27 protein-coding genes are annotated in these 24,021 nt (G+C 66.5%); 19 read left to right on the plus strand and 8 right to left on the minus strand.

The features are described from left to right. Positions 1-53 precede the first annotated feature (53 nt). The 7 genes from rpsP to leuB all read left to right on the plus strand — a co-directional run bounded on the left by rpsP (position 54) and on the right by leuB (position 5,518). Complete coding sequence (rpsP, locus tag AMB_RS20540) at positions 54-425, plus strand: 30S ribosomal protein S16 (protein WP_011386414.1); 372 nt, start codon at positions 54-56, stop codon at positions 423-425. A gap of 6 nt (positions 426-431) precedes the next feature. Then, positions 432-962: a ribosome maturation factor RimM gene (rimM, locus tag AMB_RS20545; RefSeq protein WP_011386415.1), complete on the plus strand. Its 531-nt coding sequence runs from the start codon at positions 432-434 to the stop codon at positions 960-962. 40 nt (positions 963-1,002) lie between these two features. Then, on the plus strand, positions 1,003-1,668 hold the full coding sequence (gene trmD, locus AMB_RS20550) for a tRNA (guanosine(37)-N1)-methyltransferase TrmD (protein ID WP_050750828.1): 666 nt from the start codon (positions 1,003-1,005) through the stop codon (positions 1,666-1,668). Positions 1,669-1,671: 3 nt separating this feature from the next. Beyond that, complete coding sequence (gene rplS / locus AMB_RS20555; RefSeq protein WP_011386417.1) at positions 1,672-2,118, plus strand: 50S ribosomal protein L19; 447 nt, start codon at positions 1,672-1,674, stop codon at positions 2,116-2,118. 173 nt (positions 2,119-2,291) lie between these two features. Continuing rightward, complete coding sequence (leuC, locus tag AMB_RS20560; RefSeq protein ID WP_011386418.1) at positions 2,292-3,695, plus strand: 3-isopropylmalate dehydratase large subunit; 1,404 nt, start codon at positions 2,292-2,294, stop codon at positions 3,693-3,695. Between the two features lie 13 nt (positions 3,696-3,708). Continuing rightward, complete coding sequence (leuD, locus tag AMB_RS20565; RefSeq protein WP_011386419.1) at positions 3,709-4,314, plus strand: 3-isopropylmalate dehydratase small subunit; 606 nt, start codon at positions 3,709-3,711, stop codon at positions 4,312-4,314. A 94-nt stretch (positions 4,315-4,408) separates the two neighbouring features. Next, positions 4,409-5,518: a 3-isopropylmalate dehydrogenase gene (gene leuB / locus AMB_RS20570; protein ID WP_011386420.1), complete on the plus strand. Its 1,110-nt coding sequence runs from the start codon at positions 4,409-4,411 to the stop codon at positions 5,516-5,518. A gap of 185 nt (positions 5,519-5,703) precedes the next feature. Here the strand turns inward: leuB and rbfA are convergent, their stop codons facing one another. The 6 genes from rbfA to AMB_RS20600 form a co-directional block, all read right to left on the minus strand. Beyond that, on the minus strand, positions 5,704-6,132 hold the full coding sequence (gene rbfA, locus AMB_RS20575; protein ID WP_011386421.1) for a 30S ribosome-binding factor RbfA: 429 nt from the start codon (positions 6,130-6,132) through the stop codon (positions 5,704-5,706). Positions 6,133-6,168: 36 nt separating this feature from the next. After that, a complete protein-coding gene (gene infB, locus AMB_RS20580; protein ID WP_011386422.1) occupies positions 6,169-8,787 on the minus strand; it encodes a translation initiation factor IF-2 in 2,619 nt (872 codons plus the stop codon). A gap of 27 nt (positions 8,788-8,814) precedes the next feature. Beyond that, the gene (locus AMB_RS20585) at positions 8,815-9,411 is read right to left on the minus strand and encodes an RNA-binding protein (RefSeq protein WP_011386423.1); all 597 of its coding nucleotides are present in this window, start codon (positions 9,409-9,411) and stop codon (positions 8,815-8,817) included. A 10-nt stretch (positions 9,412-9,421) separates the two neighbouring features. Beyond that, complete coding sequence (nusA, locus tag AMB_RS20590; protein WP_011386424.1) at positions 9,422-10,933, minus strand: transcription termination factor NusA; 1,512 nt, start codon at positions 10,931-10,933, stop codon at positions 9,422-9,424. 15 nt (positions 10,934-10,948) lie between these two features. Beyond that, positions 10,949-11,449: a ribosome maturation factor RimP gene (gene rimP / locus AMB_RS20595; protein ID WP_011386425.1), complete on the minus strand. Its 501-nt coding sequence runs from the start codon at positions 11,447-11,449 to the stop codon at positions 10,949-10,951. Between the two features lie 157 nt (positions 11,450-11,606). Continuing rightward, positions 11,607-12,821, minus strand: a complete 1,215-nt coding sequence (locus AMB_RS20600) for a 6-phosphofructokinase (protein WP_011386426.1) — start codon at positions 12,819-12,821, stop codon at positions 11,607-11,609. A 153-nt stretch (positions 12,822-12,974) separates the two neighbouring features. Between AMB_RS20600 and AMB_RS27030 the strand changes: the two genes are divergently transcribed. The 12 genes from AMB_RS27030 to AMB_RS20660 all read left to right on the plus strand — a co-directional run bounded on the left by AMB_RS27030 (position 12,975) and on the right by AMB_RS20660 (position 22,818). Then, complete coding sequence (locus tag AMB_RS27030; protein ID WP_083763624.1) at positions 12,975-13,157, plus strand: DUF1289 domain-containing protein; 183 nt, start codon at positions 12,975-12,977, stop codon at positions 13,155-13,157. Between the two features lie 97 nt (positions 13,158-13,254). Continuing rightward, the gene (locus AMB_RS26860) at positions 13,255-15,543 is read left to right on the plus strand and encodes a methyl-accepting chemotaxis protein (RefSeq protein ID WP_011386427.1); all 2,289 of its coding nucleotides are present in this window, start codon (positions 13,255-13,257) and stop codon (positions 15,541-15,543) included. A 141-nt stretch (positions 15,544-15,684) separates the two neighbouring features. After that, the gene (gene rplU / locus AMB_RS20615) at positions 15,685-15,987 is read left to right on the plus strand and encodes a 50S ribosomal protein L21 (protein WP_011386428.1); all 303 of its coding nucleotides are present in this window, start codon (positions 15,685-15,687) and stop codon (positions 15,985-15,987) included. Between the two features lie 31 nt (positions 15,988-16,018). Then, positions 16,019-16,288 carry a 50S ribosomal protein L27 gene (gene rpmA / locus AMB_RS20620; protein WP_009870504.1) on the plus strand — a complete coding sequence of 90 codons (270 nt, stop codon included), beginning with the start codon at positions 16,019-16,021 and terminating at the stop codon, positions 16,286-16,288. A 76-nt stretch (positions 16,289-16,364) separates the two neighbouring features. Further along, positions 16,365-17,603, plus strand: a complete 1,239-nt coding sequence (gene obgE, locus AMB_RS20625) for a GTPase ObgE (RefSeq protein WP_011386429.1) — start codon at positions 16,365-16,367, stop codon at positions 17,601-17,603. Continuing rightward, positions 17,600-18,712, plus strand: a complete 1,113-nt coding sequence (gene proB / locus AMB_RS20630; RefSeq protein WP_011386430.1) for a glutamate 5-kinase — start codon at positions 17,600-17,602, stop codon at positions 18,710-18,712. The genes obgE and proB overlap by 4 nt, the downstream gene beginning before the upstream one ends. Position 18,713: 1 nt before the next feature. Next, positions 18,714-19,430, plus strand: coding sequence for an N-acetylmuramoyl-L-alanine amidase (locus AMB_RS20635; protein WP_011386431.1), 717 nt, complete (start codon positions 18,714-18,716; stop codon positions 19,428-19,430). A 17-nt stretch (positions 19,431-19,447) separates the two neighbouring features. Continuing rightward, on the plus strand, positions 19,448-20,719 hold the full coding sequence (locus tag AMB_RS20640; protein WP_011386432.1) for a glutamate-5-semialdehyde dehydrogenase: 1,272 nt from the start codon (positions 19,448-19,450) through the stop codon (positions 20,717-20,719). After that, entirely contained in the window at positions 20,716-21,327 is a 612-nt protein-coding gene (locus tag AMB_RS20645) for a nicotinate-nucleotide adenylyltransferase (RefSeq protein ID WP_011386433.1), read from the plus strand. The genes AMB_RS20640 and AMB_RS20645 overlap by 4 nt, the downstream gene beginning before the upstream one ends. Next, the gene (gene rsfS, locus AMB_RS23800) at positions 21,237-21,755 is read left to right on the plus strand and encodes a ribosome silencing factor (protein ID WP_231848910.1); all 519 of its coding nucleotides are present in this window, start codon (positions 21,237-21,239) and stop codon (positions 21,753-21,755) included. The genes AMB_RS20645 and rsfS overlap by 91 nt, the downstream gene beginning before the upstream one ends. Next, positions 21,755-22,213 carry a 23S rRNA (pseudouridine(1915)-N(3))-methyltransferase RlmH gene (rlmH, locus tag AMB_RS20655; RefSeq protein ID WP_011386434.1) on the plus strand — a complete coding sequence of 153 codons (459 nt, stop codon included), beginning with the start codon at positions 21,755-21,757 and terminating at the stop codon, positions 22,211-22,213. The genes rsfS and rlmH overlap by 1 nt, the downstream gene beginning before the upstream one ends. An 89-nt stretch (positions 22,214-22,302) precedes the next feature. Further along, entirely contained in the window at positions 22,303-22,818 is a 516-nt protein-coding gene (locus tag AMB_RS20660) for a hypothetical protein (protein WP_050750774.1), read from the plus strand. On the opposite strand, the gene AMB_RS20665 is transcribed toward AMB_RS20660, so the two are convergent. Then, positions 22,815-23,513: a class I SAM-dependent methyltransferase gene (locus AMB_RS20665; RefSeq protein WP_011386436.1), complete on the minus strand. Its 699-nt coding sequence runs from the start codon at positions 23,511-23,513 to the stop codon at positions 22,815-22,817. The two genes, AMB_RS20660 and AMB_RS20665, sit on opposite strands and share 4 nt — an antisense overlap. Next, on the minus strand, positions 23,510-23,995 hold the full coding sequence (locus tag AMB_RS20670) for a tRNA (cytidine(34)-2'-O)-methyltransferase (protein ID WP_231848911.1): 486 nt from the start codon (positions 23,993-23,995) through the stop codon (positions 23,510-23,512). The genes AMB_RS20665 and AMB_RS20670 overlap by 4 nt, the downstream gene beginning before the upstream one ends. Between the last annotated feature and the right edge of the window lie 26 nt (positions 23,996-24,021).

Here is a 24,021-nt window from a genome sequence, read left to right on the forward strand (position 1 = left end):
CGGGCGGTTCTCCGCCCAAGGTTATTCGGTTTCGAACAGAGGAAGACCAAAGAATGGCTCTGAAGATTCGTCTTTCCCGCGGCGGCGCCAAGAAGCGTCCGTTCTACAAGATCGTTGTCGCCGACGCCCGTGCGCCGCGCGATGGCCGCTTCATCGAGAAGGTCGGCACCTACAACCCCATGCTGCCCAATGACAACGGCCAGCGCTGGATCCTCGACGAGGACCGCGTCAAGCATTGGCTGTCCGTCGGCGCCCAGCCCACCGACCGTCTGGTCCGCTTCTTCGCCGACAAGGGCCTGGTCGCCAAGCCGGTCCGCGCCGAGCAGACCAAGCAGCCCCAGCCCAAGGCCAAGGCGCAGCAGCGCGCCAAGGACCAGGCCGAGCGCGACGCGGCTGCCGCCGCCGAAGCCGCTGCGGGCGAGTAATCACCCGTGGGACCTCGTGTCCGCGTCGGCGTGATCGTCGGCGTCCATGGGGTCCGGGGTGCGGTCCGCATCAAGAGCTTCACCGAGGATCCGGCCGATATCGGCTTTTACTCCCCGGTGGAGAACGAGGCGGGCAGCATCAAGTATCGGCTGAAGGTGACGGGCGAGGTCAAGGGCCTGGTCATCGCCACGCTGGACGGGATTGGCGACCGCGACGCCGCCGAGGCGCTGAAGGGCACCGAATTATGGGTTGCCCGCGAGCGTCTGCCCAGATTGGCCGAGGACGAGTTCCTCTATTCCGATCTGATCGGGCTGGTGGCGGAAGGGGTTGACGGCAAAAGGTTGGGCATCGTGAAAGCGGTGGCCGATTACGGGGCCGGTGACGTGCTGGACATCAAGCTGGAGCCGAAAGGCGACATGATGGTGCCCTTCACCCAGGCCTCGGTGCCGGAAGTGGATATTGCGGGCGGTCGTCTGGTGGTGGTTCCGCCGGTCTACGCGCCCGACGAGAACGAGGAGAAGAGTGGTGGAGCATAAGGAGCCCTGGCGGGCGACGCTGCTCACCATCTTCCCAGAGATGTTTCCGGGGCCTCTGGGCCTGTCTTTGGCAGGCCGGGCGCTGGAGGAGGGCAAGTGGGCTCTCGACGCGGTGGATATCCGAGGCTTTGCTTCGGGCAAGCACCGGTCGGTGGACGACTCGCCCTTCGGCGGTGGAGCCGGAATGGTGATGCGTCCCGACGTGCTGGACGCCGCCATCCACGGCACCCCAGCGCCGGGGCCTCTGGTCTACATGACGCCGCGCGGCCGGCTGTTGAACCAGGATCTGGTTCGCGAGCTGGCGGCGGGGCCGGGTGTGAGAGTTCTGTGCGGGCGTTTCGAAGGGGTTGACCAGCGCTTGCTGGAAGCCCACGGAGCGCTCGAGGTCAGTGCCGGCGATTTCGTCCTTTCGGGCGGCGAGCCGGCGGCACTGGTGATGTTGGACGCCATCGTCCGCCTGCTTCCCGGCGTGATCGGGAAGGAGGAGTCGCTGGCGGAAGAGAGCTTCGAATGGGGATCGCTGGAATATCCCCATTATACCCGCCCCCAGGTGTGGGACGGGCGAACGGTGCCGGAGGTCCTGCTTTCCGGTCACCACGAAAAGATACGCGCCTGGCGGAAGCGTCAGGCAGAGGACATAACCCGGCAGCGCCGGCCCGATCTGTGGGATCGGTACGTCGCCGCCAAGAACCTGAGTGAGGGTTGAGCCATGGTTAACATCATTGAGCAGCTCGAGAAGGAGCAGATCGAGAAGCTGACCGCCGATCGCGGCGTCCCCAGCTTTGCTCCGGGCGATACGCTGAAGGTCAACGTCAAGGTGATCGAAGGCAACCGCGAGCGCGTCCAGGCCTATGAGGGCGTCTGCATCGCCCGCAAGAACGACGGCCTGAACTCGTCCTTCGTGGTCCGCAAGATCTCCTACGGCGAAGGCGTCGAGCGTATCTTCCCGCTGTACTCGCCCAACATCGCCTCCATCGAGGTGGTGCGTCGTGGCGACGTGCGTCGGGCCAAGCTGTACTACCTGCGCGACCGTCGCGGCAAGTCGGCCCGTATCGCCGAGCAGACCACCGGCCATTCCGGCAAGGTTGCGGCCGCCGAGCGCGCCGACGCCGCCGCCGTCAAGGCCGCCAAGGTGGCTGCCGCCAAGGTCGAGTAGTCTCGTCCTTTCGGTTCCTTGGTTCCTGCTCTTCCGTTCAGCCTCCTTCCCATCGGGGAGGGGGCTGTTTCGGGGACTGGACGTTTGACTGGGTGGTGCGGCCTCTTGCCGACGGGCGTTCGCGTCCCGAGATATCAGGCCGCCTGAGTGCTGCTTCATTCTAGGGATTCGACATGGCCAAGCTGCGCACGTTGTTCGACAAGATCTGGGACGCCCACCTGGTGGACGTCCAAGACGACGGTACCTGCCTGATCTACATCGACCGTCACATGGTCCACGAGGTCACCAGCCCGCAGGCCTTCGAGGGCCTGGAGATGTCCGGCCGCAAGGTGCGCCATCCCGAGCTGACCCTGGCCGTCGCCGACCACAACGTGCCGACCACCGATCGGTCCAAGGGCATCGAGAACGAGGAAAGCCGCATCCAGGTGGAAACCCTGGAGGCCAACGCCAAGAAGTTCGGCGTGGAATACCTGCGCATGGACGACATCCGCCAGGGCGTGGTCCACATCGTCGGCCCCGAGCAGGGCTTCACCCTGCCCGGCACCACCATCGTCTGCGGCGATTCCCATACCGCCACCCACGGCGCTTTCGGCTCGCTGGCCTTCGGCATCGGCACCTCCGAGGTGGAGCATGTGCTGGCCACCCAGACCCTGGTGCAGAAGCCCGCCAAGAACATGCGCATCACCGTGACCGGCAAGCCCGGCCCGGGCGTCACCGCCAAGGACATCGTGCTGGCCATCATCGGCAAGATCGGCACCGCCGGCGGCACCGGCTATGTGGTGGAGTTCGCGGGCGAAGCCATCCGCGACCTGTCCATGGAAGGCCGCATGACCGTCTGCAACATGACCATCGAGGCGGGTGCCCGCGCCGGTCTGGTGGCCCCCGACGAGAAGACCTTCGCCTATATCGCCGGTAAGCCCCGCTCGCCCAAGGGTGCCGCCTTCGAGGCCGCGGTCAGCTACTGGAAGACCCTGTTCACCGACGAAGGCGCCCATTTCGACGCCGAGGTGACCCTGGACGCCTCCACCCTGGTGCCGCAGATCACCTGGGGTACCAGCCCCGAGGACGTCATCGCCATCACCGGCACCGTGCCCAACCCCGCCGACATCAAGGACGAGGCCAAGCGCAAGGCTGTCGAACGCTCGCTGGACTATATGGGCCTCACCGCCGGCATGAAGGCCACCGACATCGCCATCGACGTGGTGTTCATCGGCTCGTGCACCAACGGCCGCATCGAGGACTTCCGCGCCGCCGCCGAGATCTTCAAGGGCCGCAAGGTCGCCGCCAGCGTGCAGGCGCTGATTGTCCCCGGCTCCGGTCTGGTCAAGGAGCAGGCCGAGCAGGAAGGCCTGGACAAGATCTTCATCGAGGCGGGTGCCGAATGGCGCGAGCCCGGCTGCTCCATGTGTCTGGCCATGAACGCCGACCAGTTGAAGCCCGGCCAGCGCTCGGCGTCCACCTCGAACCGTAATTTCGAGGGCCGTCAGGGCCGCGGCGGGCGCACCCATCTGGTCAGCCCCGCCATGGCCGCCGCCGCTGCCATCACCGGCAAGCTCACCGACGTTCGCTCGCTGTAAGGGGACTTGGGATATGGAAAAGTTCACCACGCTGACCGGCGTCGCGGCGCCGCTGCCCATGATCAACGTCGACACCGACATGATCATCCCCAAGCAGTTCCTGAAGACCATCAAGCGCACCGGTCTGGGCAAGAACCTGTTCGACGAGATGCGCTATACCCAGGACGGCAAGGAAGTCCCCGACTTCGTGCTGAACAAGCCGGCCTATCGCTCGGCCAAGATCCTGGTGGCCGGCGCCAATTTCGGCTGCGGCTCGTCGCGTGAGCATGCGCCCTGGGCCATCGGCGATTTCGGCATCCGCTGCGTCATCGCCCCCAGCTTCGCCGACATCTTCTTCAACAACTGCTTCAAGAACGGCATCCTGCCCATCAAGCTGCCGCAGGAGCAGGTGGACAAGCTGCTGGACGACGCCAACCGTGGCTCCAACGCCATCGTTACCGTCGATCTGGCGCGTCAGGTGATCACCGGCCCCGATGGCGGCTCCATCAGCTTCGAGGTCGATCCCTTCCGCAAGCATTGCCTGCTGAACGGTCTGGACGACATCGGTTTGACGCTTCAGCGCGAAGACAAGATCGCGGCGTTCGAAGAGAGCCGCAAGACGTCCTCTCCCTGGCTGTAGCCGTCGGATTTCGTCTCTTTCCGTCGCTTGACGGGACCGTGTCCAGGCATTAGGCACTCATCCGTTAGACATAGATATTGTTCGGGAGACTAGTATGGCCGCCAAGAAGCTTTTGATCCTTCCCGGTGACGGCATCGGCGTCGAAGTGATGGCGCAGGTCCGCCGGATCATCGACTGGATGGGCCGCAAGCGGAAGATCGAGTTCGAGATCACCGAAGGCCTGCTGGGCGGCGCCGCCTACGACGTTCACGGCACCCCCTACCCGGCCGAGACGCTGGAAGCCGCCCTGGCCGCCGACGCCGTGCTGCTGGGCGCGGTGGGTGGTCCCAAGTGGGACGACCTGCCCTTCGACAAGAAGCCCGAGCGCGGCCTGCTGGGCATCCGCAAGGACATGGGGCTGTTCGCCAATCTGCGCCCCGCCACCGTGCTGGAAGCCCTGGCCGATGCCTCGACCCTGAAGGCCGAGGTGGTCTCTGGCCTGGACATCATGATCCTGCGCGAGTTGACCGGCGGCCTGTATTTCGGCCAGCCGCGCGGCATCGACACCCTGCCCGACGGCACCCGCAAGGGCTACAACACCCTGGTCTACACCACCCCCGAGATTCAGCGCATCGGCCGCGTCGCCTTCGACCTGGCCAGGAAGCGCAACAAGAAGCTCTGCTCGGTGGACAAGGCCAACGTGCTGGAATGCACCGTGCTGTGGCGCGAGGAGATGATCAAGCTGCAGAAGGAAGAGTTCCCCGACGTGGAACTCACCCACATGTACGTGGACAACGCCGCCATGCAGCTGGTCCGCAACCCCAAGCAGTTCGACGTCATGGTCACCGAGAACATGTTCGGCGACATCCTGTCCGATTGCGCCGCCATGCTGACCGGCAGCCTCGGCATGCTGCCGTCCGCCTCGCTGGGCGAGGCCGATGCCCAGGGCAAGCGCAAGGCGCTGTACGAGCCCGTCCACGGCTCGGCCCCCGACATCGCCGGCAAGGACATGGCCAACCCGCTGGCCACCATCATGTCGTTCGCCATGTGCCTGCGCTACTCGTTCGACATGGCTGCCGAGGCCGACCTGATCGAGACCGCCGTCAAGAACGTCCTGAAGGGCGGCCTGCGCACCGCCGACATCATGCAGCCCGGCAAGGCCAAGGTCTCCACCACCGTCATGGGTGAAGCCGTGGTCCGCGAGCTGGACAAGCTGAACGCCTGATCCTTGGGCGACGAAAAAAGAGCGGCGGTCCCGAAAGGGGCCGCCGTTTTGTTTTGGGGGAAGGGAAAAGATGCGAAGGGACTCGTCCCTTCACGCATCCCTGGTCCTCGTGAGAAAACTGATGGTGCGGAAGCTGTGCTTCCACGCGGGCGCGGGCGGCCGCCCGCTCGCGAAGCGATCTCGGCCTACTGCCCGTCGTCGCCGTCGGTGGGGAACTCGTCCTCGGCCGGGGCGTGGTCGATGTCGCGGCGGACTTCCGGCGAGTTGAGGATGGAATCGATCCGGGACGCGGTGTCGAAGGTGGTGTCTTCCTGGAACCACAGATCGGGCACGGCGCGCAGTTCGACCATGCGCGAGATTTCGTGGCGCAGGAAGGCCTTGGCGCGCTTGAGGCCCGCCAGGATCGGCGCCACGTCGCCGCCGCCCAGGGGAACGACGAAGACGGTGGCGTTGCGCAGGTCGGGGCTGACCCGGACCTCGGTCACGGTGATGGCGCGGCCCAGCAGGTCGGGATCGCGGAACTCTCCGCGCTCGATCACCATGGCGATAGCATGGCGCAGTTCCTCGCCGACGCGAAGCTGGCGCTGGGACGGTGGCTTGGCACCCCGGCTCATGGCAATGACTCCGCCGCGAGGAACACGATCACCCCGTTACAGGGTGACCGCGATCTCCTCGATCTCGAAGCACTCGATGACGTCGCCGACCCGGATGTCTTCGTAGTTGGTGAAGGACATGCCGCACTCGTAGCCCTCGCGGACGTCCTTGACGTCGTCCTTGAAGCGCTTGAGCTGGCCGAGGTCGCCGGTATGGATGACCACGTTGTCGCGCAGCAGGCGCACCTTGGCCCCGCGCTTGACGGTGCCCTCGGTAATCATGCAGCCCGCCACCTTGCCGACCTTGGTGATGTTGAACACCTCGCGGATGGACGCGTAGCCCAGGAACTTCTCGCGCAGTTCCGGCGCCAGCATGCCCGACAGCATCTTCTTCAGGTCGTCGGTGACGTCGTAGATGATGGAGTAGTAGCGGATGTCGACGCCATCGCGGCGCGCCATGTCGCGGGCCTGGGGATTGGCGCGGACATTGAAGCCGATCAGCAGGCCGTTGGAGGCCTTGGCCAGGGTGATGTCCGACTCGTTGATGGCGCCGACGGCGGCATGCAGGATGCGCACCTTGACGTTCTCGTTGCCCATCTTCTCCAGGGTGGAGGAGATGGCTTCGATGGAGCCCTGCACGTCGCCCTTGATGACCACCGGCAGTTCCTGGGCCTCGCCCGACTTGATGGCCGAGAACATCTGTTCCAGGGTGCCGCGCTGGGCCAACTTGGCCTTGGCCTCGCGGTCCATGCGGCTCCGGTAGCCGGCGATCTCGCGGGCGCGGGCCTCGTCCTCGACGGTGACGAAGTCGTCACCGGCGGCGGGCGTGCCCTGCAGGCCGAGAACCTCGACCGGGGTGGAGGGACCGGCTTCCTTGATGGAATTGCCGTGGTCGTCGACCAGGGCGCGGACGCGGCCCCATTCGGCGCCGGCCACGAAGACCTCGCCGACCTTCAGGGTGCCCTTCTGGACCAGGACGGTGGCCACCGAGCCACGGCCCTTTTCCATCTTGGCCTCGACCACCACGCCCTGGGCGGCGCGGGTCGGGTTGGCCTTGAGGTCGAGGATTTCGGCCTGGAGCAGGATGGCTTCTTCCAGCTTCTCGAGGTTCAGGCGCTTTTTGGCGGAGACCTCGATGGCCAGGACGTCGCCACCCAGTTCCTCGGTGACCAGTTCGTGCTGCAGCAGTTCCTGGCGGACCTTTTCCGGGGTGGCGCCCGGCTTGTCGATCTTGTTGATGGCGACGATGATCGGCACGCCGGCGGCCTTGGCGTGGCGGATGGCTTCAACCGTCTGCGGCATGATGCCGTCATCGGCAGCCACCACCAGCACCACGATATCGGTCACCTTGGCGCCGCGGGCGCGCATGGCGGTGAAGGCTTCGTGGCCGGGAGTGTCGATGAAGGTGATCTTGTCGCCCGAGCTCATGGTCACCTGATAGGCGCCGATGTGCTGGGTGATGCCGCCCGCTTCGCCCGACACCACGTCGGTGGCGCGCAGCGCGTCGAGCAGCGAGGTCTTGCCGTGATCCACGTGGCCCATGACGGTGACCACCGGCGGACGGGTGAACAGCACCTCGTCGGTATCGGCCTCGCCCTCCAGGCCGACCAGGACGTCGGCTTCGGAGACGCGCTTCATGTTGTGGCCGAACTCGGTCACCACCAGTTCGGCGGTGTCGGCGTCGATATTCTGGTTGATGGTGGCCATCACACCCAGACGCATCAGGCACTTGATCACGTCGGCGCCACGGACGGCCATACGGTTGGCCAGCTCCTGCACCGTGATGCTTTCGGGCACGATCACCTCGCGGATGACCTTTTCCGAACCCTTCTGCATGTGCTTGAGGCGCTCACGCTCGCGGGCGCGCTTGACGGCGGCCAGCGACCGGCCGCGCTCGGAGCGGTCGTCATCGGTCAGCGCGTCGGTGATGGTCAGCTTGCCGGTGCGGCGGCGCGGCTCGGTACGCTTGACCGGGGCGGGCTTGTGGGCGGCGGCGCGCTTCTTGGCGCGCTCCTCTTCCTCTTCCTCTTCCTCGGTGCGGGCCCGCGGAACGGCGGTGGCATCGCCGGCGGGAGCGGCGGCGGCCACGGGCTTGGGCTGAGCCGGAGCCACCGGGGTGGCGGGGGCGGGAGCAGGAGCGGCGGCAACCGGAGCGGTGGGAGCGACCGGCTCGGCGGCCGGAGCGGCTGCCTCGGGCTCGGACTGCGGCTCGGCGGCGCGGCGGGCGGCCTCTTCCTCGGCGAGGCGAGCGGCCTCTTCCTCGGCGGCGCGGGCGGCCTCTTCCTCGGCGGCGTGGCGGATGGCCTCCTCCTCGGCGCGGGCGCGGACCTCTTCCTCGTGGCGGAGAGCGTCCTGCAGCGCCTTGGCGCGGGCGGCCTTCTCGCCGGTGGTCAGGTCATGGGCGCTGGCGGCGCGGCTGGCGGCCTCCACCTTGGCCACGGCGGCGGCGAGATCGGCCTCGGCGACGGAATGGACCCCGTCCTTGATCTCGTGCATGGCGCCGCCGGCGCTGGTGAAGGTGCGCTTTTTGCGGACCTCGACCGTCACCACCTTGGACCGGCCATGGGAGAAGCTCTGCCGGACCTGTCCGGTCTCGACGGTCTTCTTCAGCTCCAGCTTGCCCGGCTGGGTCAGCTTCAGCGGGGCCTTACGGTCTTGATCCTGGGAATCGCTCATGTACGACTTCGTCTCTTCTGCAAAAAATCATCCGCGAAAACCGGCAAGCAACGCCGCGCCATCCTTGAGACGCTGCGCCAGCCTGCCCGGAAGCACGCAGACATGAACGGCCGCATCGCGGCCAAAAACGGTGCCCAACTCGGCGCCGTCAAAAAGCTCGATCGCCGGCACGCCGGGTGCCATGGCCTGAACCTTGGCGCGCCCGTCGCGGGCGGCGTCCCTGGCCCCGAGAAGCACGGCGGCGCGGCGAGCCTTGATCTCGGCGCACACCTTCTCGAACCCACAGACCGCCTGACCGGCGCGGCGCGCCAGGCCCAGGACATCCAGGCAACGGCGCGCCAAAAGCGCTTCGACCCGATCGGCCAGATCCTCAGGGACCACCACCTGGCGGCGAGCCACCCGGGCGAAGGACCGTTTGACCACGGCCGTATTTACCACATCCCGGCTGGCGCTCAACCAGATTCCCCGTCCGGGAAGCTCATGGCCGGGGTCCGGAAACAGCGTACCATCAGGCGCCACGGCGAACCGCAGCAATTCCGACTTGGGTCGGACCTGACCGGTGACGATGCACCGGCGTTCGGGTCCGACCTCTTCTTCTTCGTCCAAGTCGGGGGATTCGGCCATGCCGCTCCCCTTACTTGCCTTCCTCGAACCAATGAGCACGGGCCGCCATGATCACGGCATTGGCCTCGTCCTCGGTCATGGCGTCCTTGCCCAGGATGTCGATCAGCTCGTCACCGGCCAGATCGCCCAGGTCGTCCAGGGTCTTGATGCCCTTGTCGCCCAGCTTGACCAGCATGGACGGAGCCAGCCCCTCGATGGCGGCCATCTCGTCGGCGACGCCCATGTCCTTGCGCATCTGGTCGTAGCGCTCGTCCTGCTCGGCCAGGAAGTTGCGAGCCCGGGTCTGCAGTTCCTCGGCGACGTTCTCGTCGAAGCCCTCGATGTCGGCGATGTCCTCGGCCGGCACGTAGGCCACCTCCTCCACCGACGAGAAGCCCTCGGTCACCAGCAGATGGGCGATGACGTCGTCAACGTCCAGGGCCTGGATGAACATATTCGAACGCGAACGGAATTCCTCGGTGCGGCGCTCGGATTCCTCGGCCTCGGTGAGGATGTCGATGTTCCACTGGGTCAGCTGGCTGGCCAGACGCACATTCTGGCCGCGACGGCCGATGGCGAGAGACAGCTGGTCGTCGGGCACCACCACCTCGATGCGGCCGGCTTCCTCGTCCAGCACCACCTTGGTGACCTCGGCGGGGGCCAGGCCGTTGACCACGAAGGTGGCGACGTCGGGCGACCACTGGATGATGTCGATCTTCTCGCCCTGCAGCTCGGCCACCACAGCCTGCACGCGCGAGCCGCGCATGCCGACGCAGGCGCCGACGGGGTCGATGGAGGAATCGTGGGACAGCACGGCGATCTTGGCGCGCGAGCCCGGGTCACGGGCCACCGCCTTGATCTCGATGATGCCGTCATAGATTTCCGGCACTTCCTGGGCGAACAGCTTGGCCATGAAGATGGGATGGGTGCGCGACAGGAAGATCTGCGGCCCCCGGGGCTCCTGGCGGACATCGTAGATATAGGCGCGGACGCGGTCGCCGGTGCGGAAGGTCTCGCGCGGGATCAGTTCGTCGCGGCGCAGCAGCGCCTCGGCCCGGCCCAGATCGACGATGACGTTGCCGAACTCGACGCGCTTGACCAGACCATTGCTGATCTCGCCGACGCGGTCCTTGTATTCGTTGAACTGGCGCTGACGCTCGGCATCGCGCACCTTCTGGACGATGACCTGCTTGGCGGTCTGGGCGGCAATGCGGCCGAAATCGATGGGCGGCAGCGGATCGACCAGGAAGTCGCCGACGACGGCGTCGGGCTTCTTCTTCAGCACCTGCTTCAGGGTCTGCTGGGTGGCCTCGTTCTCCACCTCCTCGACCACTTCGATATAGCGGGCCAGCTGGATTTCACCGGTCTTGCGATCGATATGGGCGCGAATGTCGTGCTCGTGGCCATACTTGGAGCGACCGGCCTTCTGAATGGCCTGCTCCATGGCTTCGAGAACCTCGTCGCGGTCGATGCCCTTGTCGCGGGCGACGGCGTCGGCCACCTGAAGGAGTTCGGGGCGGGGCAGTGCGGCGATCCGTTCCATGGTCCTACTTCGTCCTCACTCTTCCTGGTCTTTCAACGTCGCGGCGATCAGTTCGTCGGTCAGCACCAGCTTGGCACCGCGAACATCAGCCAGCGGAATGGCAATCTCTCCGGCGGCCTCGATGACGAGACGCACATTGACGCCCGCCTCGTCCAGCCCCAGCAGCTTGCCCCGGAACCGCTTGCGCCCGTCGATGGGCTGGCACGATTCCATCTTGGCCTCGAACCCCGCCCATGCGACGAAGTCCTTGGCCCGGGTCAGCGGACGGTCGATGCCCGGCGAGCTCACCTCGAGGGTATAGGCCGCCGAGATGGGGTCCTCCACATCCAGCAGGGCCGAAACCGAGCGGCTGATGTCGGCACAATCGTCCACGGCCATCATCACGCCGTCCTTGCGGTCCGCCATGATCTGAAGCGTGAGCCGCTGCTTTCCCTGCAGCTGCACCCGCACCAGCTCGTACCCCATGGCGTCCAGTGACGGCGCGATCAGGGCCTCCAAACGGCTTTGAAGATCCATAACCCTGTCGCCTGCGACCTTAACGTTGGTCCCTAAAAACGAAAAAAGTGGGCCACTGGCCCACCCTCACAATCCCGTCTGACGGGAATACAAGAATGTGTCTTGGCGTCAATATAGCCAAATCGGCGCCCGAGGCAAGAAGCTTGTGGCATCCCCCCTACTTCTTCAGAATCCTCGGCACCGAATTGAGGCGCAGACGGAAGGCGTCGGGCATGCCCGAGCCCAGCAGCGGCCGCAGATACATGCGGAAGGCATCGGTGACGTCGGTGCCCGACTCCGCGATGAAGTGGTCTTCCATCACCCTTGTCTTGCCGGCCACCGAGGCCAGGGGCAGCAGCTTGTAATCCACCGAGTAGAAACCGGTGCGCTGGATGGTCACCGAGCCGTCCTGATCGCCCCACATGGCGAATTGCACTGCCTTTTCGCCCACCTCGCGGGCCTCGCGCTGGTCCACGTCCGAGACGCAGCCGATGAACGAGCGCTGGAGATAGCCGAAGGTGTCGCCCCGCACCCGCTTGATGCCAAGCTTGCCCTTCACCTCCTCGCACAGCAGGTCGGACAGCGCCCCGGTCCCCGACAGCTGGATATTGCCGTGGGCGTCCTTTTCCGTCGCCTTGCTCAGGGTGGTGACGATGGGCGTTCCCTTCTCGTCGTGCACGCCTTCGGAAATGGCCACCACGCAGCGGCCATGCTTGTCGTAGGCCGCCTTGACGTCGGCGAGGAAGCTTTCCACCCGGAACGTCCGCTCGGGGATATAGATAAGGTGGGGGCCGTCTTCGGGAAACTTCTTGCCCAGGGCCGAGGCCGCCGTCAGGAAACCGGCATGGCGCCCCATCACCACGGCAAGATAGACCCCGCGCAACGCCGCATTGTCCAGATTGACCCCCATGAAGGCCTGGGCCACGAAGCGGGCGGCCGAGGGAAAGCCCGGCGTGTGGTCGTTCAGCACCAGATCGTTGTCGATGGTCTTGGGGATGTGGATGCAGCGCAGGGGGTAATCGGCTGCCTTGGCCTCCTCGGACACGATGCGCACGGTGTCCGACGAATCGTTGCCGCCGATATAGAAGAAATAGGCGATGCCGTGGGCGCGCAGCACCTCGAAGATCTCGTGGCAGTACTTGCGGTCCGGCTTGTCCCGCGTCGAACCCAGCGCCGAAGACGGCGTCTGCGCCACCATTTCCAGGTTGTGGCTGGTTTCCTGGGTCAGATCGAGGAAGTCCTCGTTGATGATCCCCCGCACCCCGTGATGGGCGCCGTAAACCAGATCCACGTTGCGGAACTTGCGCGATTCCAGGACGGCCCCCACCATGGACTGGTTGATCACCGCCGTCGGGCCGCCGCCCTGGGCCACCAGAACCTTGCCGTGCAGCATGGAACGCCTCCCTCTTGGTGCTGTCTCAGGATAGCCCCTTTTTGTCGGGCCGCCAGCGACCAATATGAGGGGGAGCCCCCCGCCTCGAAAGGATAGGCCTTGCCCGCTCCGCCGCTTCGCATCTTCGATTCGCCGTGCAAATCCGTCTGCCGCATGGATGACCGCTTCGGCTGGTGCGCCGGCTGCAAGCGCACAAGGTCCGAGATCAAGGCATGGCCCACCGCAAGCAATGAGGAAAGACGCGCCATTCTCGACAATCTTCCGAGTAGATCAGCCGAAGAAACACGGGTACTGGGCGGCCTCGATAGCTGGCCGTCACAAAACCGTAACAATTAGATACTGTTTGCCTCGCCGGTATAGCTGGAACACCTCCCCATTCATGGTGTATTTACACGCGCCATGGGGTTAATCCCGTAGGAGGGGAGTTCCGGAAATGAGCAGAGTACTGTCGCGCTTTTCATTGAAGGTGCAGATCGGGTCACTGGTGGCATTGGCCGGACTCGTTCTTGGCATATGCATGGCGGTGCTGTGGACTGCCCGTGGCGCCACCGAGGAGGTCAACCACCACCTGAACCGGGAAACCGCCATCGCCCAGCGCGCCGCCAGTCTGGATTCCGCCCTTCTCAATGCCCGGCGCAACGAGAAGGACTTCCTTCTGCGCCGCAGCGACAAGTACGCGGCAGAGCATGCCAAGACCATCGCCGCCGCCCTCGCCGCCCTGGCTGGCATCGCGGAAGCCCTGCCCGAAGGCGATGGGCGTCGCCTCCAGCTCGAGGCCGTGCGCAAGGGCGCCGCGGATTACACCCAAGCGTTCCGGACCGTCACGGAAAACGAGATCCGGGTCGGACTCAGCGAGAAGGACGGATTGCTGGGCGCGCTGCGCACCTCGGTCCACGAGGTGGAGACCGCCCTCAAGGCCCATGACGAGCCCCGGCTGCAGATCCTGATGCTGATGATGCGCCGCCATGAAAAGGACTTCCTGGCCCGCCTGGACTCCAAATACATGGACGACCTGGCCAAGCGCGGCACCGAATTCGACAAGGCCCTGGCCGCCTCCGCCCTTTCCTCCGCCGACCGCGCCCCCATCGCCGAGCGCATGGCCGCCTATCAGCGCGATTTCCGGCTGGCCGCCCAGGCCATGCTGGACTCCCGCGATTCGGCCAAGGTGATGAGCGAGACCTATGCCGCCATGGCCCCCGCCGTCCAGGCCCTGGGCGATGCCGCCCGACAGGGCATGGAGGCCGCCCGCGACGAGGCCGACCGCGTCAACCTGTCGGCCGGACGCGCCATGACCTGGGTTATGCTGGCAGGCTTTGCCGCCATGCTGGTGATCGGCACTGCTATCGCCCGCTCCATCTATCGGCCGCTGACCGCCATGACCGGCGTGATGGGCCGGCTGGCCAAGGGCGACATGACCGTCGAGATTCCCGACCAGGACCGCGGCGACGAAGTGGGCGCCATGGCCCGCTCGGTCCAGCGGTTCAAGGAGGACCTGACGGAAGTGGAACGCCTGCGCGCGGCCCAGGAGGAGGAGCGCCGCAAGGCCGAGCGCGACAAGATCGCCGCCCTGCAGGGCATGGCGGAGACGGTGGAGCGCGAAACCCGCGCTGCCGTCGACCGCATCGCCGAGATGACCCGGCGCATGGCCGACAATGCCGGCGGCATGGCCCTTAGCGCCAGCGCGGTGGGCGACAACTCCCAAAGCGTCGCCGCCGCCGCCACCCAGGCCCTGGCCAATGCCCAGACCGTCGCCGCCGCCGCCGAGGAGCTTTCGGCCTCCATCCACGAGATCGCCAATCAGGTCGGCACCGCCTCCACCGTGACCAGTACCGCGGTGGAAGCCTCTAACCAGGCCAGCCGGACCATCTCGCAATTGTCCGAGACGGTGAACCGCATCGGCGAGGTGGCCAATCTCATCAACGACATCGCCAGCCAGACCAATCTGCTGGCGCTCAACGCCACCATCGAGGCTGCGCGGGCGGGCGAGGCCGGCAAAGGTTTTGCCGTGGTGGCCAACGAGGTGAAGAACCTGGCCAACCAGACGGCCAAGGCCACCGAGGAAATCACCGCCCAGATCGTCGCCATCCAGACCACCACCCAGGATGCGGTCCGTTCGGTGGGCGAGATCACCCAGGCCATCGGCGACGTCCAGGGCGTGTCGGCGGCGGTGGCTACCGCCATTGAGGAACAGGGCGCCGCCACCCAGGAAATCGCCCGCAACGTGGCCCAGACCTCGGACGCCGCCAACGAGGTGGCCGACCGCATCGCCAAGGTCTCGACCGAGGCCGCCCATACCGGCGAGCGCGCCGCCCAGGTGGGCAGCGTCTCCAGCGAGGTGGCCGGCGGCATCGACCACCTGCGCGAGATTCTGATCCGGGTGGTGCGCACCGCCACCAAGGAGGTCAACCGGCGCCACAAGCCCCGCTATCGCCTGGACGCCGACGGCACCATCACCGCCGGGGGAAGCGTCATGGCGGCGCGGATGGTCAACTGTTCCGAGGGCGGCTTCACCGCCGCTGGGGATTTTCCCGGCCTCAGGGCGTCGAGCCGCGTCGAGCTGACCCTGCCCGGCATCCCCTTCCCCCTGGCGGCGGTGATCAAGGATTTCGAGCACGGCCGCCTGCACGGCAAGTTCGAGTTCCCCGAAGCCCAGATGGGAAATTGGACCGAGGCCTTCGCCCGTCTGGTGGCAGGTCTCAGCCCGCTGGAGGATGCGGCATGAATTTGAATCGGTTAGCCGGGGTTCTTCGCAATCCGATTCAGATAGCCGTTGACTCTGCCCCGGGGGTGAGTATATTTCGGCCCTCTCGCGCTAGGCCCAAACCTTGCGCGCCACTATTTCTTTTGCTCAGGTAGAATCGTCATGTTCGCAGTCATTCAGACCGGCGGTAAGCAGTACAAGGTCGCTTCGGGCGACGTGATCCGCGTCGAGAAGCTGGCCGGCGAGGCCGGTGCCGAGGTCGTGCTTGATCAGGTGCTGATGGTCGGCGACAAGATCGGCGTCCCGGTCGTGGCCGGCGCCAGCGTGAAGGCCACCGTGGTGGCCCAGGCCCGTGGCGAGAAGATCATCGTCTTCAAGAAGCGCCGCCGCCAGAATTCGCGCCGCAAGAACGGCCACCGCCAGGACCTGACGATCCTGCGCATTACCGACATCTCCGCCGGCTGATTGCCCGAGCGGATACGAGGAGACTAGGACAATGGCTCATAAAAAGGCTGGCGGCTCATCCCGCAACGGTCGCGACTCTGCGGGTCAGCGGCTCGGCGTCAAGAAGTTCGGTGGCGAGCTGGTGATTCCCGGCAACATCATCGTGCGTCAGCGCGGCACCAAGTTCTATCCCGGCACCAATGTGGGCATGGGCAAGGATCACACCCTGTTCGCCACCGCGATGGGCAAGGTGAGCTTCAAGCACAAGGCCGAGGGCCGCACCTTCGTGGTCGTGGAGCCCCTGCCGGAGGCCGCCGAATAAGGCCGTTCCCGGACGCTTGCGTTTTTAAGAAAGGGGAACGGTTCGCCGTTCCCCTTTTGCTTTTGGATATACCCCCATGAAGTTTCTCGATCAGGCCAAGATTTTCGTGAAGTCGGGTGACGGCGGCGCCGGCTGCTGTTCGTTCCGGCGGGAAAAGCACATCGAGTTCGGTGGCCCCGACGGCGGCGACGGCGGCCGCGGCGGCGACGTCATCCTTGAATGCGTGGCCAATCTCAACACCCTGATCGACTACCGCTATCAGCAGCACTTCAAGGCCAAGATCGGCAATCATGGCCAGGGCCGCAACAAGACCGGCGGCAAGGGCGATGATGTCATCCTGAAGGTCCCCGTGGGCACCCAGGTGCTGGACGAGGAGAAGGAAACGGTGCTGGCCGACCTGACGAGCGCCGGACAGACCATGGTGCTGCTGCGGGGCGGCGACGGCGGCTTCGGCAACATGCACTACAAGTCGTCCACCAACCAGGCGCCGCGCCGCGCCGACGAGGGCTGGCCGGGCGAGGAGCGCTGGATCTGGCTGCGCCTCAAGATGATCGCCGACGCCGGTCTGGTGGGGCTGCCCAATGCCGGCAAATCCACCTTCCTGGCCGCCGTCACCCGGGCGCGGCCCAAGATCGCCGATTATCCCTTCACCACGCTGCACCCCAATCTGGGCGTGGTCACCCTGGGCGAGGAAGAGTTCGTCATCGCCGACATTCCCGGCCTGATCGAGGGCGCTCATGAAGGCGCCGGCATCGGCGACCGCTTTCTCGGTCATATCGAGCGCTGCCGCGTGCTGCTGCACCTGATCGACGGAACCCAGGACGACGTGGCCGAGGCCTACCGCGTGGTGCGTCACGAACTGGCGGCCTATGGCGGCGGCCTGGACGAGAAGCCCGAGGTGGTGGCGCTGAACAAGTGCGATTCGCTGACCGCCGACGACATCGAACTGAAGCTGATGGAACTGTCGGAAGCCTGCGGCCAGGAGGTTCTGCCCCTATCCGGCGTGTCGGGCGTCGGCTTAAAGCCCATCCTGGCCCGCCTGTTCACCCATATCCGCGAGGCCCGCGAGGCAGAGCCCGCCGTGCCGGCCGCCTCGCCCATCTTCGGCTCGTCCAAGCGCGGCGCCCCCACCTTCCAGCAGAGGAAGCGCAAGCTCCAGGCCGAGGACGACGAGTTCGCCGGCGGACATTGGGGCGCCGACGGCGAGTGGATCTGGCACTCCGCCGATAACGACGGGGACGAGGTGGACGAGGATTACGACGACGAGGACCTGGAAGAGGTCGCCGACGACGAAGAGGACGACGCCGAGGAATGAGCCCGCTTGCCGCCGCCAAACGCCTGATCGTCAAGATCGGCTCCTCGCTGCTGGTGGATGATTCCACCGGCCAGGTGCGGCGCGGCTGGCTGGAAACCCTGGCCGCCGACATCGCCGCCTGCAAGGCGCGCGGCCAGGAGGTGATCGTGGTGTCCTCGGGCGCCGTGGCGGTGGGCCGGCGCAAGCTGGGACTGGTTCCTCCCCTCAAGCTGGAGGAGAAGCAGGCCGCCGCCGCCACCGGGCAGATTCGTCTGGCCCATGCCTGGCAAGACGCCCTGGCCCACCACCAGATCACCGTGGCCCAGGTGCTGCTGACCTTGGACGATTCCGAGAACCGGCGGCGCTACCTCAATGCCCGCTCGACCCTGGAAACCCTGCTCAAGCTCGGCGCGGTGCCGGTGATTAACGAGAACGACACGGTGGCCACCGCCGAGATCCGCGTCGGCGACAACGACCGGCTGGCGGCCCGCGTCGCCCAGATGGTCTCGGCCGACGCCCTGGTGCTGTTCTCCGATATCGACGGCCTCTATACCGCCGACCCGCGCAAGGACCCCGATGCCCGCTTCATCCCCGAGGTGCACGAGCTGACCCCGGAGATCGAGGCCATGGCCGGCGATCCCGGCTCGGCCTACGGCTCGGGCGGCATGGTCACCAAGCTGGTGGCGGCGCGCATCTGCCTGTCGGCGGGCTGCCGCATGGCCATCACCCGGGGCGAGCCCATGCACCCCCTGAAGACCATCGAGGACGGCGGCCGCTGTACCTGGTTCCTGCCCAATTCCGAACCCCGCACGGCGCGCAAGCAATGGATCTTCGGCTCCATGAAGCCCACCGGCACCCTGGTGCTGGATGCGGGCGCCGCCCGGGCCCTGGCCCAGGGCCGCTCGCTGCTGCCCGCCGGCATCACCGAGGTGAGCGGGGCCTTCGAGCGCGGCGATTGCGTGCTGGTCAAGGACGGCTCGGGCAAGGTGCTGGGGCGCGGCCTGGTGGCCTATTCCGCCGACGATTCCCGCGCCATCATGGGCCGCAAGTCGGGCGAGATCGAAGCCATCCTGGGCTTTCGCGGCCGCGACGAACTGATCCATCGCGACGATCTGGTGATGGAGGGATGAGGTGCGCCTGTTCCTCCTCCCCCTCCTTCTCCTTTCGCTGCTGGCCCAGCCCGCCCTGGCCGGCTGCCTGATCGCCCTCGATATCGGCCATTACCGGGACGCGCCGGGCGAGTTCAGCGCGCACGGCGTGCCGGAACTGACCTTCAACACCCAACTGGCCCGGCGGGTCGGATGGGAGCTGGACCGCCAGGGCGTCGCCTGGACCCTGATCAATGCCGAAGGCGACATCACGGAGCTGGCCGAGCGCCCCCGCCGCGCCGCCCGGAGGGGCGCCAGCCTGCTGCTGTCCCTGCATCACGATTCCGTGCAGGACATCTACAAGACCGAGTGGGTGTGGCAGGGCGAGACCCGCGCCCATTCCGAGGTGTTCTCGGGCTTCGGCCTGTTCGTCTCGGCCGCCAATCCCCGGCGGGAGGAAAGCGAAGCCGTCGCCCGCGCCATCGGCGACGCCCTGCTGGCGGAAGGGCTTCGGCCCAGCCTGCATCACGCCCTGCCGGTGGAGGGCGAGAACCGCCCCCTGCTGGACCCGGCGCGAGGCCTGTACCGCTATGACGGGCTGGCCGTGCTGCGTCAGGCCACCATGCCGGCGGTGCTGGTCGAGGCCGGGATCATCGTCAACCGGGACGACGAACCTCTCATCGCCTCGGAGCCCTACCGCGCCGCCTTCGCCACGGCCATCGCCGCCGCCGCCCGCGCCCATTGCCAACGCCTGAACTGATTGAGTACCGTGAGGACATGATGACCAGCACCGACCTCGACGCATTGATGACCGATCTGGGCCAGCGCGCCCGCAAGGCCGCCCGCATCCTGGCCCTGACCCCGTCGGCGGCCAAGGACAAGGCCCTGCGCGCCGCGGCCCAGGCCATCCGCATCGATACCAAGCTGATTCTGGCCGCCAATGCCAAGGACATGGAAGCGGGCGAGGCCAAGGGCCTGAGCAAGGCCATGCTCGACCGCCTGATGCTCAATCCCGCCCGGGTCGAGGCCATGGCCAAGGGGCTGGAGGATATCGCCCGGCTGCCCGATCCGGTGGGACGCTCCCTGGCCGAATGGACCCGGCCCAACGGCATGAGCATCGCCCGTATCGCCGTGCCGCTCGGCGTCATCGGCATCATCTATGAGAGCCGTCCCAACGTCACCGCCGATGCCGCCGCCCTGTGCCTCAAATCGGGCAACGCCACCATCCTGCGCGGCGGGTCCGAGAGCTTTCATTCGTCCCAGGCCATCCTGACGGCCTTGAAGGGCGGCTTCACCGCCTGCGGCCTGCCCGCCGACGCGGTGCAGATGGTCCCCACCACCGACCGGGCGGCGGTGGGGGTGATGCTGCGGCTTTCCAACTATATCGACGTCATCGTGCCCCGGGGCGGCAAGTCCCTGGTGGAGCGGGTGGTGGCCGAGAGCCGTATCCCGCTGTTCCAGCACCTGGAAGGCATCTGTCACACCTATGTGGACGGCTCGGCCGATCTGGAGATGGCCAAGACCATCGTGCTCAACGCCAAGATGCGCCGCACCGGCATCTGCGGCGCCACCGAGACCCTGCTGGTGGACCGGGCCTGTGCCGGGACCCATCTGGCCCCCCTGGTCGCCATGCTGATTGACGCGGGCTGCGAGGTGCGGGGCGACGCCGTCGCCCAGGCCGCCGATGCCCGCGTGATCCCCGCCTCGGACGCCGACTGGAGCACCGAATACCTGGACGCCATCATCTCGGTGGGCGTGGTGGACGGAGTCGGCGCGGCGGTGGAGCACATCAACACCCATGGCTCGCACCATACCGAGGCGATCGTCGCCGAGGATTCCCAGGTCGCCGAGACCTTCCTGAACGGCTGCGACTCGGCCATCGTGCTGTGGAACGCCTCGACCCAGTTCGCAGATGGCGGCGAGTTCGGCATGGGAGCCGAGATCGGCATCTCCACGGGCAAGATGCATGCGCGCGGCCCGGTGGGCGTCGAGCAGCTCTGCACCTTCAAATACGTGGTGAAGGGCAACGGCCAGGTACGGCCGGGGTGAGCCGTCGCCGGCTCAATCCCTGGGGCGAGCCCCGCCGGGCGCGGGTCGGGCTGCTGGGCGGCTCGTTCAATCCCGCCCACGAGGGGCACCGGCATATCGCCCTGCTGGCGCTGCGGCTGCTGCAGCTGGACGAGGTCTGGCTGCTGGTCAGCCCGCAGAACCCCTTGAAGCCGGTCGACGGCATGGCGCCGTTGCCGGAACGCCTCGCCTCGGCCCGGGCCATGACGGGCGGGCATCCGGCCTTGCGCGCCAGCACCATCGAGACGGAGTGGGGCACGCGCTATACCGCCGACACCCTGGCGGTGCTGTCCCGGCGCTTTCCCCGCATCCGCTTCGTCTGGCTGATGGGCGCCGACAATCTGGCCGGATTTCATCGCTGGTTGCGCTGGGAGTCCATCTTCCGGTCGGTCCCCGTTGCGATTCTGGCGCGCGGCCCCTATTCTGCGCGAACCCTGGGCAGCCGGGCGGCCCATCGCTTCGCCGCGAGCCGCCTGCCGTCGTCGAGGGCACGATTTCTGTGGCAGGGACCGGCACCCGCCTGGGTGTTCCTGCATACCCGGCGCCACGCCGCCTCATCCACCGCCATCCGCAACAGGAGAGACCCATAGCACGCAAACCCGCCGCCAAGGCCGAATCCGCCCCGGTTCCCGAACCCGCTCCCGCCCCCAGTCTGGCGGAGCTGGTCGCGGCCACCCTGGAAGACCACAAGGCCGAGGGCGTCATCGTCCTGGACCTCAAGGGCCGCACCTCCATCACCGACACCATGGTCATCGCTACCGGCAAGTCCCAGCGCCAGGTGGGCGCCATGGCCGACCATGTGGAAAAGGCCCTGAAGCAGGCCGGACAGAAGGTCACCATCGAAGGCATGCCCCAGTGCGACTGGGTGCTGGTGGATGGCGGCGACATCATCGTCCATCTGTTCCGCCCCGAGGTGCGCAGCTTCTACAATCTGGAAAAGATGTGGGGCGCGCTGGAGGCAAAAGCCGACGCCCCCACCGCCTCGGCGGTGCGCGCCAAGGCGATCGAACAGGGCTGATGCGCCTGCTGATCGCCGCGGTGGGCAAGGCCAAGGCCGGGCCGGAGCAGGACCTGTTCCGCCAGTATTGCCGGCGCCTGTCTCCTCCCCCCGTCCTCAAGGAGGTGGAGGAGAAGCGCCCCCTGGCCGGACCTCAGCTCAAGGCGCGCGAGGCGGAACTGCTGCTGGCCACCCTGCCCGAGGGCGCCAAGGTGGTGGCGCTCGATGAGAAAGGGCGCGACATCGGCTCGGTGGATTTCGCCCACAGGCTGCGCGACTGGCGCGATTCAGGCTGCCAGGACGTGGCCTTCCTCATCGGCGGCGCCGACGGCCACGGCGACGCGGTGAGGGAGCGGGCCGACCTGCTGCTGTCCTTCGGGCGCATGACCTGGCCGCACATGCTGGTCCGCGCCCTGTTGGCCGAGCAATTGTGGCGGGCCCATTCGATCCTGACCGGACACCCCTACCATAGGCCATAACCAATGGCCATATGACCATGGGCTCTTGAAATTCTTCCGTTCATGGCGCAAGGATGGCGGCGGGGAATCTGCTTGGATTCCAAGGAGGGGTGGTGACGGAAACTGATATCCCGCCGGAAGAGCGGGCAGCCTTCGAGGAATACGTTGCCAGGGTCGGCGGCACCAACATCAGCGCCCAGACGCTGCTGGCCACCGATTATCTCAACCATTTCAACGAGATCGTCATGCTGCTCGACATGATTCCGGATATGCCGGACATGATCGAGGAGTGCAAGATGTGGGCTCCCAAGAGCTACCAGGAGCATTTCGCCGATTCCACCTTCAAGGACAAGCTGCTGGCGGTGGAGGCCTATGACCGCGTCCCCACCAAGTTCCGTCGTCCCTTCGAGGAAACCATCAACCACTTGAACACCCTGATCCTGGGGGGGGTTGCCAAGCTGGAAGAGGAAATCGTCAATGGCGCCGACCCGGCGCTGACCACCGAGCACGTCAAGGCCATCAGCCGCGCCGCCCAGGCCCTGATGGATTGCGCCAACGCCATCATCCACGGCTCGAACCGCGCCATGGCCCAGGTGGAAATCGACGGCTTGCTGGGCGGGACCTAAGCCTTCCTGGCCACCCAGCCGCCGAAGCACAGCGCCCGGAAATAGGGCTCCGGCGGACCGAAGCCGGTTTCGGCCAACAATTCCGCCAGCCGCGCCTCGGTCAGCGGGAAGATGTCGCGATCCACGTGACGGAAGCCCTTCTCCACCTCGGCCTCGGGAATGCCGGCCGCCAGTTGCAGGTGGCGCCACCAGGCGCGCAGCTGCTGCTGCCAGGCATCGTCCCAGGTGCCGAACAGATCGGCCAGAACCAGCGGCGCACCCGGCTTCAGATGGGCGGCGATTTCCTCCAGCAGGGACTTCTTGGCCCCGTCATCGGGAAGAAAATGCATGACCAGCAGCAAGGTGGCGGCGTCGAAGGGCTCGAACTTGGGCAGGTCCCCCACCTTGGAAGGGTAGAGCCGCACCCGGGCGGTGAGGTTGTGCTCCTTCACCTTGGCCTCGGCGTGATCGAGCATGTCCTTGGAGGGGTCCACCCCCACCACGGAAAGATTGGGGCAGCTTTCCGCCAGGGCCACGCATTCCACGCCGGTCCCCGCCCCGATCACCAGGGCGCGGCCGGAGCCGGAGGTGGTCTCGGCGACGATCTGGCACGACAGGACATGCAGGGCGTCATAGCCGGGAATGGCTTCGCGCACCCGCTTGTCATAGGCCGCGGCGCGGGCATCGTCCCAGTGCTTGACGGTATCGCGGCTCATGCGTCCTCACTCCCTTCTTGCGGAAATCCGTCCAGGCGTCTCAGGGCCTCGGCGGTGGCGATGGCGGCGGCCAGCGCCACATTGAGCGACCGGGCCCCCACCTGCATGGGAATGCGGATGCGCGCCTCGGCCCGATCGACCACGTCTGGCGGCACGCCGCAGCTTTCCCGTCCCACCATGATGGTGTCCCCGGGCGCGAAAGGAAAGCGGTCATGACGCACGGCGCCGCCGGTGGTCAGCAGCACCAGCCGGCGCCCCTGGGCGGCCAGGGTGGCGGCGAAGACCTCCCACGAGGTATGGCGGGTGTAACTGGCCTGGTGAATATAATCCATTCCGGCCCGGCGGACTTTACGTTCATCAAGGACAAAGCCGCAGGGTTCGACTATATCCAGCGGCACGCCCAGGCAGGCGGACAGACGCAGCAGCGCCCCGGCGTTCTGCGGGATGTCGGGCTGGTACAGGGCGAGTCGAAGGGGTTCCAAGGGCATCTCGATGACGGATTCTTGTG

This window comes from Paramagnetospirillum magneticum AMB-1, assembly GCF_000009985.1.
Lineage (GTDB): Bacteria > Pseudomonadota > Alphaproteobacteria > Rhodospirillales > Magnetospirillaceae > Phaeospirillum > Phaeospirillum magneticum.

Excerpts from the sequence above, each read along its gene's own strand:
- trmD (WP_050750828.1), top strand. The coding sequence starts at position 1,003 with ATGTTTCCGGGGCCTCTGGGCCTGTCTTTGGCAGGCCGGGCGCTGGAG.
- rlmH (WP_011386434.1), top strand. The coding sequence starts at position 21,755 with ATGCGCCTGCTGATCGCCGCGGTGGGCAAGGCCAAGGCCGGGCCGGAG.
- AMB_RS20640 (WP_011386432.1), top strand. The coding sequence starts at position 19,448 with ATGATGACCAGCACCGACCTCGACGCATTGATGACCGATCTGGGCCAG.
- proB (WP_011386430.1), top strand. The coding sequence starts at position 17,600 with ATGAGCCCGCTTGCCGCCGCCAAACGCCTGATCGTCAAGATCGGCTCC.
- leuD (WP_011386419.1), top strand. The coding sequence starts at position 3,709 with ATGGAAAAGTTCACCACGCTGACCGGCGTCGCGGCGCCGCTGCCCATG.
- rplS (WP_011386417.1), top strand. The coding sequence starts at position 1,672 with ATGGTTAACATCATTGAGCAGCTCGAGAAGGAGCAGATCGAGAAGCTG.
- AMB_RS26860 (WP_011386427.1), top strand. The coding sequence starts at position 13,255 with ATGAGCAGAGTACTGTCGCGCTTTTCATTGAAGGTGCAGATCGGGTCA.
- rplU (WP_011386428.1), top strand. The coding sequence starts at position 15,685 with ATGTTCGCAGTCATTCAGACCGGCGGTAAGCAGTACAAGGTCGCTTCG.
- obgE (WP_011386429.1), top strand. The coding sequence starts at position 16,365 with ATGAAGTTTCTCGATCAGGCCAAGATTTTCGTGAAGTCGGGTGACGGC.
- rpsP (WP_011386414.1), top strand. The coding sequence starts at position 54 with ATGGCTCTGAAGATTCGTCTTTCCCGCGGCGGCGCCAAGAAGCGTCCG.
- nusA (WP_011386424.1), bottom strand. The coding sequence starts at position 10,933 with ATGGAACGGATCGCCGCACTGCCCCGCCCCGAACTCCTTCAGGTGGCC.
- leuB (WP_011386420.1), top strand. The coding sequence starts at position 4,409 with ATGGCCGCCAAGAAGCTTTTGATCCTTCCCGGTGACGGCATCGGCGTC.
- rpmA (WP_009870504.1), top strand. The coding sequence starts at position 16,019 with ATGGCTCATAAAAAGGCTGGCGGCTCATCCCGCAACGGTCGCGACTCT.
- leuC (WP_011386418.1), top strand. The coding sequence starts at position 2,292 with ATGGCCAAGCTGCGCACGTTGTTCGACAAGATCTGGGACGCCCACCTG.
- rimP (WP_011386425.1), bottom strand. The coding sequence starts at position 11,449 with ATGGATCTTCAAAGCCGTTTGGAGGCCCTGATCGCGCCGTCACTGGAC.
- rbfA (WP_011386421.1), bottom strand. The coding sequence starts at position 6,132 with ATGAGCCGGGGTGCCAAGCCACCGTCCCAGCGCCAGCTTCGCGTCGGC.
- AMB_RS27030 (WP_083763624.1), top strand. The coding sequence starts at position 12,975 with ATGGATGACCGCTTCGGCTGGTGCGCCGGCTGCAAGCGCACAAGGTCC.
- infB (WP_011386422.1), bottom strand. The coding sequence starts at position 8,787 with ATGAGCGATTCCCAGGATCAAGACCGTAAGGCCCCGCTGAAGCTGACC.
- AMB_RS20665 (WP_011386436.1), bottom strand. The coding sequence starts at position 23,513 with ATGAGCCGCGATACCGTCAAGCACTGGGACGATGCCCGCGCCGCGGCC.
- AMB_RS20585 (WP_011386423.1), bottom strand. The coding sequence starts at position 9,411 with ATGGCCGAATCCCCCGACTTGGACGAAGAAGAAGAGGTCGGACCCGAA.
- AMB_RS20600 (WP_011386426.1), bottom strand. The coding sequence starts at position 12,821 with ATGCTGCACGGCAAGGTTCTGGTGGCCCAGGGCGGCGGCCCGACGGCG.